11 protein-coding genes are annotated in these 12,751 nt (G+C 64.3%); 5 read left to right on the forward strand and 6 right to left on the reverse strand.

Translation table 11 applies throughout. The features are described 5' to 3' along the window. Window positions 1-34: 34 nt before the first annotated feature. From OOT33_RS09645 to OOT33_RS09655, 3 genes are all read right to left on the reverse strand, one after another. Window positions 35-1,918: a 2-oxoacid:acceptor oxidoreductase subunit alpha gene (locus tag OOT33_RS09645; protein WP_307749819.1), complete on the reverse strand. Its 1,884-nt coding sequence runs from the start codon at window positions 1,916-1,918 to the stop codon at window positions 35-37. A gap of 140 nt (window positions 1,919-2,058) precedes the next feature. Then, window positions 2,059-2,970: a pirin family protein gene (locus OOT33_RS09650; RefSeq protein WP_307749820.1), complete on the reverse strand. Its 912-nt coding sequence runs from the start codon at window positions 2,968-2,970 to the stop codon at window positions 2,059-2,061. Then, window positions 2,967-3,251, reverse strand: a complete 285-nt coding sequence (locus tag OOT33_RS09655) for a BolA/IbaG family iron-sulfur metabolism protein (protein ID WP_307749821.1) — start codon at window positions 3,249-3,251, stop codon at window positions 2,967-2,969. The genes OOT33_RS09650 and OOT33_RS09655 overlap by 4 nt, the downstream gene beginning before the upstream one ends. 43 nt (window positions 3,252-3,294) lie before the next feature. On the opposite strand from OOT33_RS09655, the gene OOT33_RS09660 reads away from it, so the two are divergent. Both OOT33_RS09660 and cobS read left to right on the forward strand, forming a co-directional pair. Then, window positions 3,295-3,918: a DnaJ domain-containing protein gene (locus OOT33_RS09660; protein WP_307749822.1), complete on the forward strand. Its 624-nt coding sequence runs from the start codon at window positions 3,295-3,297 to the stop codon at window positions 3,916-3,918. Window positions 3,919-4,067: 149 nt separating this feature from the next. Continuing rightward, complete coding sequence (cobS, locus tag OOT33_RS09665) at window positions 4,068-5,072, forward strand: cobaltochelatase subunit CobS (RefSeq protein WP_307749823.1); 1,005 nt, start codon at window positions 4,068-4,070, stop codon at window positions 5,070-5,072. Window positions 5,073-5,189: 117 nt separating this feature from the next. Here the strand turns inward: cobS and OOT33_RS09670 are convergent, their stop codons facing one another. Next, window positions 5,190-5,837: a PEPxxWA-CTERM sorting domain-containing protein gene (locus tag OOT33_RS09670; protein ID WP_307749824.1), complete on the reverse strand. Its 648-nt coding sequence runs from the start codon at window positions 5,835-5,837 to the stop codon at window positions 5,190-5,192. 232 nt (window positions 5,838-6,069) lie between these two features. Here OOT33_RS09670 and cobT point away from each other — a divergent pair, with 232 nt between their 5' ends. Genes cobT through cysS form a run of 3 tightly spaced genes read left to right on the forward strand, consistent with a single transcriptional unit; the run spans window position 6,070 to window position 10,147 of the window. Further along, window positions 6,070-7,899: a cobaltochelatase subunit CobT gene (gene cobT, locus OOT33_RS09675; protein ID WP_307750352.1), complete on the forward strand. Its 1,830-nt coding sequence runs from the start codon at window positions 6,070-6,072 to the stop codon at window positions 7,897-7,899. Window positions 7,900-7,916: 17 nt separating this feature from the next. Then, the gene (locus tag OOT33_RS09680) at window positions 7,917-8,579 is read left to right on the forward strand and encodes a nitroreductase family protein (protein WP_307749825.1); all 663 of its coding nucleotides are present in this window, start codon (window positions 7,917-7,919) and stop codon (window positions 8,577-8,579) included. Between the two features lie 41 nt (window positions 8,580-8,620). Continuing rightward, entirely contained in the window at window positions 8,621-10,147 is a 1,527-nt protein-coding gene (gene cysS / locus OOT33_RS09685) for a cysteine--tRNA ligase (RefSeq protein ID WP_307749826.1), read from the forward strand. A gap of 106 nt (window positions 10,148-10,253) precedes the next feature. Here cysS and ligA read toward each other — a convergent pair whose 3' ends face one another. Both ligA and OOT33_RS09695 read right to left on the reverse strand, forming a co-directional pair. Then, the gene (ligA, locus tag OOT33_RS09690) at window positions 10,254-12,323 is read right to left on the reverse strand and encodes an NAD-dependent DNA ligase LigA (protein WP_307749827.1); all 2,070 of its coding nucleotides are present in this window, start codon (window positions 12,321-12,323) and stop codon (window positions 10,254-10,256) included. Next, complete coding sequence (locus OOT33_RS09695) at window positions 12,320-12,727, reverse strand: DUF559 domain-containing protein (protein WP_307749828.1); 408 nt, start codon at window positions 12,725-12,727, stop codon at window positions 12,320-12,322. Before OOT33_RS09695 ends, ligA begins: the two co-directional genes overlap by 4 nt. Window positions 12,728-12,751: the final 24 nt, after the last annotated feature.

Below are 12,751 nucleotides of genomic sequence, written 5' to 3' on the forward strand. Positions count from 1 at the left end.
GCCCCTCCCTCTCCCGCAAGCGGGAGAGGGTCATTTACCTCACCATCTCCTCAATCGCCGCCTCGATCTCGGCAATGCGGAAGGGCTGACCGCTCGTCTTGTTGAGCGGCTTGGCATCTACCAGATACTGATCGCGCAGAACGGTCTTCAGCTGTCCGGTGTTCATTTCCGGCACCAGTATCCGCTCATAGCTCTTGAGTAGGTCGCCAAGGTTGTTCGGCATCGGCCAGATGTGGCGGATGTGGATGTGGGAGACGTCCTTGCCCTTGGCGCGCGCGCGCTTCACCGCCTGATGGATCGGCCCGAATGTGCTGCCCCAGCCGACGACGGCGAGTTTGCCGCCAGCCGCACCCTGCTCGACCGCCTGATCGGGGATCGAGTTTGCGACGCCCAGCACCTTGTTGCGGCGGATATCCGTCATCGCCTGATGGTTGGCGGGCGCATAGTCGATATGGCCGGTGTTCTGCGCCTTCTCGATGCCGCCGATGCGATGCATCAGGCCGGGCGTACCCGGCTTGATCCAAGGCCGTTTCAGCTTCTCGTCCCGCGCATAGGGCATGAGGCCGCCTTCCTGCGCCTGGGCCAGAAACTCGACCGGGAAGGGCGCAAGGCTGCTGACATCCGGCACCTTCCACGGTTCCGCCGCATTGGCGATGTAGCCGTCGGACAGCAGGATCACCGGCGTCATATATTGCGTGGCGATGCGGCATGCCTCTATCGCGCACTCGAACGCATCGGCGGGCGAGCGCGCGGCGATCACGGGCAGCGGCGCGTCGCCGTTGCGGCCATAGACCGCCTGATAAAGGTCGGACTGCTCGGTCTTGGTTGGCAGGCCTGTCGATGGCCCGCCGCGCTGGACGTTGACGATAACGAGCGGCAGCTCCGTCATGATCGCGAGGCCCAGTGCCTCGCCCTTCAAGGCGATGCCCGGGCCGGAGGAGCAGGTCACGCCCAGCTGCCCGGCATAGCTCGCGCCGATGGCCGACGCGATCGCGGCGATCTCGTCTTCCGCCTGAAAGGTTGTGACGCCGAATTCCTTCAGCTTCGAGAGCGAATGCAGCACCGCCGAGGCGGGCGTGATCGGGTAGCCGCCATAGAACATCGGCAGCTGAGCAAGCTGCGCGCCCGCGACAAGCCCATAGGCGATGGAGTCAGCGCCGGTGATGGTGCGATAGAGGCCCTGCGGCTGCGGCGCGGCGGCGAGGCTGTATTGCGGCAGGGTTATGCCCTCCGCGCCGATCTCCGCCGTCTCGCCATAGGCATGGCCCGCATTCAGCGCGGCGATGTTCGCCTCCGCCAGCTCAGGCGCCTTGGCGAACTTGGCCTTCAGCCACTCGATGATCGGCTCGCGGCTGCGGTCAAACATCCAGAGCGCGAGGCCCAGCGTCCACATGTTCTTGCAGCGCAGCGCCTCCTTGTTGCCAAGGCCGAAGGGCTTCACGCTGTCCATCGTCAGCTGGGAAATATCGAACGCCAGCACCCGCCAGGCCCCGAGCGAGCCATCCTCCAGCGGGCTGGCCTCATACTTGGCCTTTTCGAGGTTGCGCTTGGTGAACTCGCCGCTGTCGGCAATGATAAGGCCGCCGGGCTTCAGATCCTTGACGTTGGTCTTCAACGCCGCCGGGTTCATGGCCACCAGCACGTCGGGCGCATCGCCCGCCGTGGTGATGTCGGACGAGCCGAAATTGATCTGGAAAGCCGACACGCCGAACAAGGTGCCCTGCGGTGCGCGGATCTCCGCCGGGAAATCCGGGAAAGTGGCGAGGTCGTTACCCGCCAGCGCGGTGGAGAGCGTGAACTGCCCGCCGGTCAGCTGCATGCCGTCGCCCGAGTCCCCCGCAAAGCGGACAACGACGGATTCCGGCGAGAGCGCGCCCTCCGCATCTTTCGGTGTCAAGATTTCCGCAGCACTTGCCATAGAGTCGCCTGTCCCAAAATATCCCTGGGGTTTGATATAGTGCGCCTACTACGCCCGGAATAGCCTCACTTCAAAGTAGAATTAGAGTCGGTGGCGGATAGCAGGCGTTTTCCTCGCCCGAAGCGCAACGAAAGCCATTTTCAGGGATAGCTGACGGTCTTGGGGCGGCCCTGCGGCAGGGGGATATGTTCCTTGTCGTCGCCGGGGATGAGTGGAAAGCGCATGGCCTCCCAGTCTTCGCGCGCCTGGCCGATGCGCTCGCCCGAGGACGAGACGAAATTCCACCACACATGGCGGGGCGTGGCAAAGGCTTCGCCTCCGCACAGCATCACCCGCGCGCCGGATTGAGAACGCAGCGTCACCGCGACGCCAGGCCGCAGCACGTGCAAAGCGCCGGGGGCCAGTGCTTCTCCGTTTACGCTTGCCTCCCCGCTCAACACATACAGCGCCCGCTCGTCTGCCAGTGCATCGATCGGGATCGCGCCGCCCGGCTCCAGCGCGATGTCCGCATAGATGGTACCCGCATAGGTGTTGACGGGCGCGGTCTCGCCCCAGAGCGTCCCCATGATGATGCGCGCCCGTGCCCCATCACCGGCAATCACCGGCAGCCGCGCCTGCGGAACATGCTCGAAGGCGGGGTCGCGTTCCTCCTGGCCGTCGGGCAGGGCAAGCCAGGTCTGGACCGCCCACAAGTCTCCGCCCGCGGCGCGCGCGTCATCGGGGGATCGCTCGGAATGCACGATGCCGCGCCCTGCGGTCATCAGGTTGACGGCGCCGGGCTCGATCAGCTGCGTGCTGCCCAGCGAATCGCGGTGCAGGAACGCGCCCTTCAGCATATAGGTGACGGTGGCGAGGCCGATATGTGGATGCGGCCGAACATCAATGCCCTTGGATGGTGCCAGCGTTGCCGGACCGGCTTCGTCATAAAACACGAACGGGCCGACCATCGTGCGCGTTCTGGCGGGCAGGGACCGGCGCACGGTGAAATCGCCCAGGTCGTGGCTCGACGGAATCAGTGTCTCAAGGACCGCGCCTGATGGCGGAGAAGTCATTCCCCCGGCGCCAGCGCGCGGATAGACAGGGCATGGATCTTGTCCACCAGCAGCTCTTGCAACGCCTCGTTCACCATCCGCTGCCGCGCTACCCGGTTCGCGCCGATGAACGCGGTCGACACCAGCTCCACCGTGAAATGGCTCTCGCCCGATGCGTCATGCCCGGCATGGCCGCGATGCTTCTCGCTGTCGTTGATGATGAGGAGATGCGACGGATTGAGCGCCAGACGCAGGCGGGACTCGATTTCGGTGGCGACCGGGCCTTTCGCTTGGCTATCCATCCACCCTATATAGGCGTTTTGCATCTGCCGGGATAGCCTCAACTTGCCTGCCGAAACCGATCCGCCCCGCCGCAGCCCGCGCTTCCATGGCCGGGTGGAGGGCGCTGCTCCCCATTGCGCCGTGGAAGGGTGCCCCTATGCCGGCGAGTTCCGCGCGCCTGCTGTGCGCGATCTTGATGCGCCCGCAGACCGCCCGCCGCAATGGCGCTGGCTCTGCCTCGATCATGTGCGGGAATTCAATGCCGGGTACAATTTTTTCTCCGGCATGAGCGCCGAGGAAATCGCGGCGGCCCAGCGCCCTTATGCCGGGTGGGAGCGCGAGACGCGCGCCTTCTCGTCCAATGCCCATGCGCCGGGGCCGAAATGGGCGGACTTCACCGATCCGCTGGACGCCATCGGTGCGGGTTACCGGCAAAAGATGGACGCGATGCGCGCCGAGATGGCCTCCCGGCAGGATGGCAAGCCGCTCTCGCCTGATGATCGCAAGGCGCTGCGCGTGATGGAGCTGGGTACGGACGCGGACCGCAAGGCGCTGCGCACCCGCTACGCCGCGCTGGTCCGCCGCTATCACCCTGATCACAATGGCGGAGACCGATCCCACGAAAAGGCGTTGCAGGATGTGATCGCCGCCTATACGCACCTGCGAAAGGCTCCCGCTTTTGCGTGAGTCCATAACATCAACTCGCCGTTCGCTTCGAGTAGCATCGAGCGCAGTCGAGATGCGGTTGTCGAGAAGCTGTCTCGACTTCGGTTCTCGACAGGCTCGAGCCCCCGCTCGACACGAACGGATATTGTGAACCAGTCAAGGCCCGATTCATGACCGACATACCCAACGCCAACCCCGACATGCGCAGCGAAACGCTGATGGAAGCGCCCGACAAGCAGGTGAGCGCGCGCGAGCTGTTCGGCGTCGATGTCGACATGATGGTGCCCGCATTCTCGGAAGCGGACGAGCGCGTGCCCGATCTTGACCCGGCCTATGTGTTCGATGCCGACACCACGCTCGCGATCCTCGCGGGCTTCGCGTTCAACCGCCGCGTCATGGTTCAGGGCTATCACGGCACCGGCAAGTCGACCCATATCGAGCAGGTTGCGGCGCGCCTTAATTGGCCCTGCATCCGTATCAACTTGGACGCGCATATTAGCCGTATCGACCTGGTCGGGCGTGACGCGATCGTGCTGAAGGACGGCCAGCAGGTGACGGAGTTCCGCGAAGGCCTGCTCCCCTGGGCGCTGCAGCGGCCGGTGGCGCTGGTGTTTGATGAGTATGACGCCGGGCGGCCTGACGTGATGTTCGTGATCCAGCGCGTGCTGGAAACGGACGGCAAAATGACCCTGCTCGATCAGAACCGCGTGATCCGCCCGAACCCGTGGTTCCGTCTGTTCGCTACCGCCAACACGGTGGGGCTCGGCGATACCTCCGGCCTTTATCACGGCACGCAGCAGATCAACCAGGGCCAGATGGACCGCTGGAACCTCGTGGTGGCGCTCAACTATCTGCCCGCCGAGGTGGAGGCGCAGGTCGTCCTCGCCAAGTCGGGCGAATATGATCATGAGGGCGGCCGCAAAGAGGTCGAGAACATGATCAAAGTCGCGGAGCTGACGCGGCAGGGCTTCATCAACGGCGATATCTCGACCGTGATGTCTCCGCGCACCGTGATCAGCTGGGCACAGAACGCGCTGATTTTCAAGGATGTCGGCTTCGCCTTCCGTCTTTCCTTCCTGAACAAGTGTGACGAGGCGGAGCGGGCGCTGGTGGCAGAATATTATCAGCGCGTGTTTGGGAAAGACCTCCCTGAAAGCATTGTGGGGAAGGCTTGAACCCCACAGCTCAGCCGTCAGCGCGCAGAATTTCTGCTGTTTGCACTGTCCCCACATAAAAAGGCGGCCACCTCACGCAGAAGCGGCCGCCAGCCATGCCTGTTGAGAAGGGAGTGCTCAGGCCATCGAGTAGCCGACGCGGACCTTTGCCTTGCCCCGGCGCACTGCGGCGCCGATGCCGCCGAAGCCCAGGATCATCAACGCCCAGGTCGCCGGCTCGGGCACGCCGCCTGCCGTTCCGGTCGAGAACAGGGTCAGGTTCGAGCTGGCCTGCCAGTTGAGGTTCAGCTTGTCGATGCCGGTCTTGCCCGCGTCGAACAGGTAGAACGCGCTGGTGTCGAGATTGGCGGCTTTACCGTTGCGCGGGTTGACAGGACCCATGCCGTAGCCGGGAGAACCCTGGCCCGCGCCATAGTGCACGCCGATCAGCGTCATGCCATAGAGCTTCGTGTTGAAGGGAGACTGGGTGAAGTCCACCGTCGTCGCGCCGTTCAAGGGTGAGAGGGTCTGAAACGAGGCGAAGTTGAAGGTCGCCGCATTATAGGTGTTGGTGCCCAGCAGGCCATTGAGAATGCCGGCCACCGTTCCCGCGTTGGACTGGTTGAGCAGGTTGCCGTCATAGAAGCCCGCGCAGCTCTGGCTGGTAAGCGCGGGTGTGGCGCTGATGTCGCCTGCGGCGCACTGGCGAATGACGGTGAGCGCCTGTGCCGAAGGGGCCATGAAGAAAGCCCCTGCAAGGGCGGTGGTGATCAAAAGCTTGCGCATATTCATACCTGTCTCTGTGGTTATGAGGCTTATCTAACAGAATATACTCAATTATTACATACCGTTAACCACGTTTGTCTAAGCCCGTGCTTTGATCCATTTCGAGACATGTCGGAGGTCATTCTGTTTCATTTTGAGACAAGTTCGGGCCGTAGCGCGAAAGCCATACATGTCCCTGTCCCGAAATGAGCCAGGGCTTGACTTGCCGCTTCGCCTCGCGCAGCCCAATCGCATGGCCGCCCAAACTCCGCTCGATGCCTTCAAGGCGATTCTTTCCGGCACCGCCCGCGCCCTTGCGCGCGACTCGGAGGTGGAGGTCGGCTTCACGGCGGATAACCCACATCTGGCGGGCAAGGCGATCAAGGTGCCCACGCCGGGCCGCGCCCTGCCGCGCGATCAGGTGGCGCTGGCGCGGGGGTTTGCGGACGCGAGCGCGCTCAAGCTGCGCCACCACAATGTCGCGCTGCATAACCGGCACGCGCCTGCGGATGCGGTTGCCCGCGCCGTCTATGACGCCGCCGAGCAGGCGCGGGTGGAGGCGTTGGGTGCCCGCGCCATGGCGGGAGTGAGGGGCAATCTCTCTCACGCGCTTGATCTGCGCCTGAAATCGGATGCGATCACGCGCGCGCGCAATGCCGATGAGGTGCCGCTTTCCACCGCCGTTGCGCTGATGATGCGCGAGCGGCTGACCGGAGATGCTCCGCCAGATGCAGCCCGCGCGGGGGTCGATCTGGTGCGGGAATGGATCGAACAGAACGCTGGAAGTGACCTCGACGCGCTGCCGCTCGCGCTCGACGACCAGCGCGCCTTCCAGCAGCTCACCTCCAGTCTGCTCGAGCATCTTGCGCTGGTCGAATCGAGCGATCCGCAGGAGCCGACCGACGAGAGCGGTGACGAAGAGCAGGATTCCGCCGAGGAGGATGACAGCGAGGAGGGGGACGAGGGCGAGGAACAGCCCGGCGACAGCGACGCCACAACGCAAGCGCGCGGAGAGCAGTCCGAGAGCGAGAGTGAGGACGGCGAAGCAGAGTATAGCGACGAAGTCGACTCGATGAGCGATGACGACGCGGACGGCATGGGCGACGAAGGCATGCTGCCCGTGCGCCCCAACCGGCCGATGTCGGACCTGCCGCCCGGCTTCGACTACAAGGCCTTTACCACCGCGCATGATGAGGTGATCGCTGCGACCGATCTGTGCGACGCGGACGAGCTGGTGCGCCTGCGCGGCTTCCTCGATCAACAGATGGCGAGCCTGCAGGGCGTCGTCACCAAGCTCGCAAACCGTCTCCAGCGCCGCCTTATGGCACAGCAATCGCGCAGCTGGGAGTTCGATCAGGAGGAAGGCATGCTCGATGCCGCCCGCCTGGCCCGTATTGTCATCGACCCGACGCGCTCACTGTCCTACAAGATCGAGCGCGACACCGAATTTCGCGACACCGTCGTCACGCTATTGATCGACAATTCAGGGTCGATGCGCGGTCGGCCGATCAGCATCGCGGCGATCAGCGCAGATATCATGGCGCGCACGCTGGAACGCTGCGGCGTCAAGACCGAGATACTGGGTTTCACCACGCGCGCCTGGAAGGGGGGGCTGAGCCGTGAGGACTGGCTCGCCGCCGGGCGCCCGCAGCTCCCGGGCCGCCTCAACGACCTGCGCCACATCGTCTATAAGAAGGCGGATGAGCCATGGCGGCGCGCGCGCACATCGCTCGGGCTGATGATGCGTGAGGGGCTCTTGAAGGAGAATATCGACGGCGAGGCGCTGCTCTGGGCGCACAGCCGCCTCGTCAACCGGCCGGAGGAGCGCCGCATATTGATGGTGATCTCGGACGGCGCGCCGGTCGATGACTCGACGCTTTCCGTCAACAGCGGCGTCTATCTGGAGCGGCACCTGCGGCAGGTGATCGAGTGGATCGAAACCCGCTCTCCGGTTCAGCTCGTCGCCATCGGCATCGGGCATGACGTGACCCGATATTACAAGCGCGCGGTGACGATCATGGATGCCGAGCAGCTCGGCGGCACGATGGTGGAGCAGCTGGCCGGGTTGTTCGACGAGGATTGAGGGGAAATATTATGTCTATGACGGTGAGTGAAGCGGTAGCGACGCGGCGTTCGGTGCGGTCGTTCCTTGATACGCCTGTGCCGCTGGATGTACTGACGCGGGTGATGGACAAGGCCCGCTTCGCGCCCTCCGGTTGCAACTTCCAGCCCTGGGAGGCGAGCATCCTCACGGGCGCGCCGCTGAAGGCCTTGCAGGAGAAGATGAAGGTCAGCCCGCCGCAAGACCCGCCGGAGTATGACTTTTCAGCGCCCAACGCTTCGCCGGACCATTACGCGCGCCTTTGTGACGTGTCGGAGCGCATGTATGGCGCGCTCGGCATCGCGCGCGAAGACAAGGCTGCGCGAAACGCCTTCATGAACAACAACATCGTCTCGTTCGGTGCGCCAGCCGTTTTGCTCTGCTATTTCCCGCGCTTCATGGGGCCGCCGCAATGGTCCGATGTCGGCATGTGGCTGCAGACGGTCATGCTGCTGCTGCGCGAGGAAGGCCTGGATAGCTGCCCGCAGGAATTTCTCTGGATGCACGCGCGGCTCATCAAGGAGCATATCGGCGTATCCGATGAAACCCACATCTTCTTTTGTGGAATCGCTATCGGCTACCGCGATGAGCAGGCGCCGATCAACGCCTTCGAGCGGTCGCGGGTGCCGCTCGATGAACAGGTGCGCTTCATCGGCTTTTGAAGGGCGTTGACCTGCGCGCCTGCCCGCCTCATTAGGCGGGCATGACCGAAACGCCCGCCGCCACGCCCCTGCGCCTGTTCAACAGCCTCACGCGCCAGCTGGAGGAGTTTCGCCCGGTCCATGCGGGCGAGGCGCGCGTCTATACCTGCGGGCCGACGGTCTATAACTACCCCCACATCGGCAACATGCGCGCCTATGTGTTTGCCGATACGCTGGGCCGGGTGCTGAGCTTCAAGGGCTATCAGCTGCGCCACGTCATCAACATCACCGATGTCGGCCACTTGACCGACGATGCCGATGCGGGCGAGGACAAGATGGAGAAGATGGCGGCCGCCAAGGCACAGTCGATCTGGGACATCGCGCAGCATTATACGCAGGCCTACTGGGCGGACGTGAAGGCCTTGAACATCCGCCAACCGGCGCACTGGTCGATCGCGACCGATTATGTGCCGCAGATGATCGCCTTTGCGCAGTCGATCGCGGGAAAACACTGCTACGAGCTGGAAAGCGGCCTCTATTTCGATACCTCGACCGTTGCGGACTACGGGCGGCTCGCCCGCGCCGCAACCGAGGAAGGGGAGGGCCGGATCGAGGCGGTGGAGGGCAAGCGCAATGCTGCCGACTTCGCGATCTGGCGCAAGACGCCACCGGGCGAAAAGCGCCAGATGGAGTGGGATTCGCCCTGGGGCAAAGGCGCGCCGGGCTGGCACCTTGAGTGCAGCGTGATGAGCCGCGAGCTGCTCGGCCTGCCTTTTGACATCCACACCGGCGGCATCGATCACCGAGAGATCCACCACCCCAATGAAATCGCGCAAAATCAGGCGATCACCGGCTGCGGGTCGCTCGACTGCGCGGAGCACAGCGGCGCGCGGGTCTGGATGCACAACAACTTCCTGATCGACCGGACGGGCAAAATGAGCAAGTCGTCGGGCGAGTTCCTGCGGCTGCAACTGCTGATCGACAAGGGCTTCCACCCGCTCGCCTACCGCATGCTGTGCCTGCAGGCGCATTACCGCAGCGAGCTTGAGTTCAGCTGGGATAACCTCGCGGCGGCGTTGACCCGGCTGAAGCGGATGGTGATGGCGGTTGCGCAAATCAAAGCCCGTCATGCTGAACTTGGTTCAGCATCCATTACGCCTTTCGATCCGCACCCATGGACCCTGAACCAAGGTCAGGGTGACATGGGGGGCAAGTTCGCGCCTCTTATCGAACGCTTCCATGCGGCTATTTCCGATGATCTCGGCACCGCCGTAGCGCTAACAATTTTCGATGAAGTACTTGCACTGAAAAAGACCGATCCGGGTGAAAAATTGAAGATGATCGAGGTTATGGACGCGGTGCTAGGCTTCGGCTTGCTGGAGCTTGATCGGGCATCTTTGCGCATCCGCCCCAAGTCCGCGACACTCACCGAAAGCGAGATCGAAGCCGAGCTGGACCGCCGCGCCGAAGCCCGCGCCGCGAAAGACTTCGCCACCTCGGACGCAATCCGCGACAGCCTCGCCTCCCGAGGCGTCGAGGTGATGGACGGCGATCCGCTGCGCTGGGAATGGAAGCTCGATCTGGGGTAAAAGAAATTCCGTCATCCCCGCGAACGCGGGGATCCAGTAATCGAGGCTCAGCATGGGCGGCTCTGGATTCCCGCTTGCGCGGGAATGACAGGTTGACGAGTCGCCTTTACCCCGCCGCTTTCACAATCTCCGCCCACTCCGCCTCGTCGATCACGCGGATGCCCAGCTCCGCCGCTTTCTTGAGCTTCGATCCCGCGCCCGGTCCGGCGACCACAAGGTTGGTTGACGCGCTGACCGACCCTGCCGCGCGCGCGCCCAGCCGCTCGGCCTGCGCCTTCGCCTCATCGCGGCTCATGGTTTCGAGCTTGCCGGTAAACACGATCGTCTGGCCGGAAACGGGGCTTTGCAGCGTCTCGACGACATAGGGCGGCGGCGCAACCTCGCTGAGCAGATCATCCCAAACGTCGCGGTTGTGCGCCTCGTGGAAAAAGTCGCCCAGCGCCTCGGCCACGGCGGGGCCGATACCTTCGATGCTGGTCAGCTCCGCGCGCGCGCCTTCGTCCTCGGCCGCCTGCTCCGCCACCTCGCGCAAACGCGGCAGCGTTTCGAAGCGCTTCATCAGGTCCCGCGCCGTCACCGCGCCGATATGGCGGATGCCGAGGCCAAAGAGCAGCCGCGCGGCATCGGGCTGGCGCTTCGCCTCGATGGCGCTGAGCAGATTGTCGACCGACTTCTCCTTCCAGCCCTCGCGCCCCAGCAACTCCACCCGGTGCGCCTTCAACCGGAATATGTCCGGCGGGCCGTGCTCCAGCCAGCCGAGGTCGAAGAACTCATGGATGCTCTTCTCGCCCAGCCCCTCGATATCGAGCGCGCCTCGACTTACGAAATGTTTCAGCCGCTCGATCCGCTGCGCGCCGCAGATCAGCCCGCCGGTGCAGCGCACATCGACCTCGCCCTCCTCCGCCACCGCCTCGGACCCGCAGACCGGGCAATGATCGGGGAAGGGGTAGTCGCCCCGCGCCTCGTCGCGCGTCAGATTCTCGACGATCTGAGGGATCACATCGCCCGCGCGCTGCACCACCACCCGGTCGCCCGGCCGCACACCAAGCCGCGCAATCTCGTCGCGGTTGTGCAGCGTCACGTTGGAGACGACGACGCCGCCCACCGTCACCGGCGTCAGGCGGCCTACGGGGGTCAGCTTGCCGGTGCGGCCCACCTGAATGTCGATGACCTCCAGCGTCGTCTGCGCCTTTTCAGCGGGGAATTTGTGCGCGATCGCCCAGCGCGGCGCCTTGGCGACGAAGCCCAGCCGCTCCTGCCAGTCCAGCCGGTCGACCTTGTAAACCACGCCGTCAATGTCATAGGGCATGTCGGCGCGCAGCCGCTCGATCGCGCGATATTGGCCGAGCAGCGCGTCCGCCCCCTCCAGCCGCACGAAATGTTCGGACAGCGGAAAGCCCCAGTCGCGGATCGCCTGCATCACCTCATGCTGCGTCTCGCCCGGCAGCGCGCTCGCTACTCCCCAGCCATGCGCAAGGAAGCGCAGCGGCCGCGCGGCGGTGACGCTTGCGTCCTTCTGCCTCAGCGACCCCGCCGCCGCGTTGCGCGGATTGGCGAAGATCTTCTCGCCCGCCGCTGCCTGCCGCTCGTTCAAGGCCGTGAAATCTGCCTTCGCCATATAGACCTCGCCGCGCACCTCGAAGATGGCGGGCGCGTCATCGGGAAGCTGCTGCGGAACGTCGGAGATGGTGCGCACATTGGCGGTCACGTCCTCGCCCACCTGCCCATCGCCCCGCGTCGCCGCGCGCACGAGGCGGCCGTCCTCATAGCGGATGGAAAGCGACAGCCCGTCGATCTTGTCTTCCGCCGTCATCGCCACCGGCGTGTCGTCGCCCAGCGCGAGATAGCGGCGAATGCGCGCGATGAACTCCGGCACGTCCTCGTCGGCAAAGGCGTTATCGAGGCTCATCATCCGCTTTTCATGCGCCACCTTGGCGAGTGGCGAGCTTTCCACCGACGCGCCGACCTGGGCATTGGGGCTGTCCGCGCGGATGAGGTGCGGGAAGGCAGCCTCCAGCGCATTGTTCTCGCGCACCAGCGCGTCATAGTCCGCGTCCGAAATCTCCGGCGCATCGTTGGCGTGATAAAGGCGATTGTGCTTCGCGATCTCCCTCGCCAGCCGCATCAGGCGGTTGGCGGCATCGGCTTCGGAGAGGGGGGAGGGGTCGGTGCTCATAAACTCCCCTCCTCTTCAGAGGAGGGGCCGGGGGTGGTGCTTCTGCTCCAGCGATCCGGCAGTTCACTCAACATGAGGCGCAATTGCTCCACCACTCCCTCAATATTCCGCATGACGTCAGCATTGGAAAAGCGCACCGTTACGAAACCTGTCTCCCGCGCAAGGCTCTCGTCTCTCTCCCGATCCCGCTCAACATCATGCGTCTCGCCATCGACTTCGATGATCAGGCCCTTCGCAGGACAGAAGAAATCCGCGATGCGGTTGCCGATAGTTGCCTGGCGTCGAAACTTGTGTTCATCAAGCTGCGATCGGGACAGCGCACGCCACAAGCGACGCTCCGCCTCCGTCGGTTCCCGCCGCATATGCGCTGCACGGTTGAGCATTGTGGCGCGGTCGGCGCTCATGCTCCACCACCCCCAACCCCTCCT

The sequence above is a fragment of the Sphingobium sp. DEHP117 genome, assembly GCF_030867385.1.
Lineage (GTDB): Bacteria > Pseudomonadota > Alphaproteobacteria > Sphingomonadales > Sphingomonadaceae > Sphingobium.

Coding starts and splice junctions, on each gene's coding strand:
- OOT33_RS09680 (WP_307749825.1), top strand. CDS start 7,917: ATGACGGTGAGTGAAGCGGTAGCGACGCGGCGTTCGGTGCGGTCGTTC.
- OOT33_RS09650 (WP_307749820.1), bottom strand. CDS start 2,970: ATGACTTCTCCGCCATCAGGCGCGGTCCTTGAGACACTGATTCCGTCG.
- OOT33_RS09695 (WP_307749828.1), bottom strand. CDS start 12,727: ATGAGCGCCGACCGCGCCACAATGCTCAACCGTGCAGCGCATATGCGG.
- cysS (WP_307749826.1), top strand. CDS start 8,621: ATGACCGAAACGCCCGCCGCCACGCCCCTGCGCCTGTTCAACAGCCTC.
- ligA (WP_307749827.1), bottom strand. CDS start 12,323: ATGAGCACCGACCCCTCCCCCCTCTCCGAAGCCGATGCCGCCAACCGC.
- cobT (WP_307750352.1), top strand. CDS start 6,070: ATGGCCGCCCAAACTCCGCTCGATGCCTTCAAGGCGATTCTTTCCGGC.
- OOT33_RS09645 (WP_307749819.1), bottom strand. CDS start 1,918: ATGGCAAGTGCTGCGGAAATCTTGACACCGAAAGATGCGGAGGGCGCG.
- OOT33_RS09655 (WP_307749821.1), bottom strand. CDS start 3,251: ATGGATAGCCAAGCGAAAGGCCCGGTCGCCACCGAAATCGAGTCCCGC.
- OOT33_RS09670 (WP_307749824.1), bottom strand. CDS start 5,837: ATGCGCAAGCTTTTGATCACCACCGCCCTTGCAGGGGCTTTCTTCATG.
- cobS (WP_307749823.1), top strand. CDS start 4,068: ATGACCGACATACCCAACGCCAACCCCGACATGCGCAGCGAAACGCTG.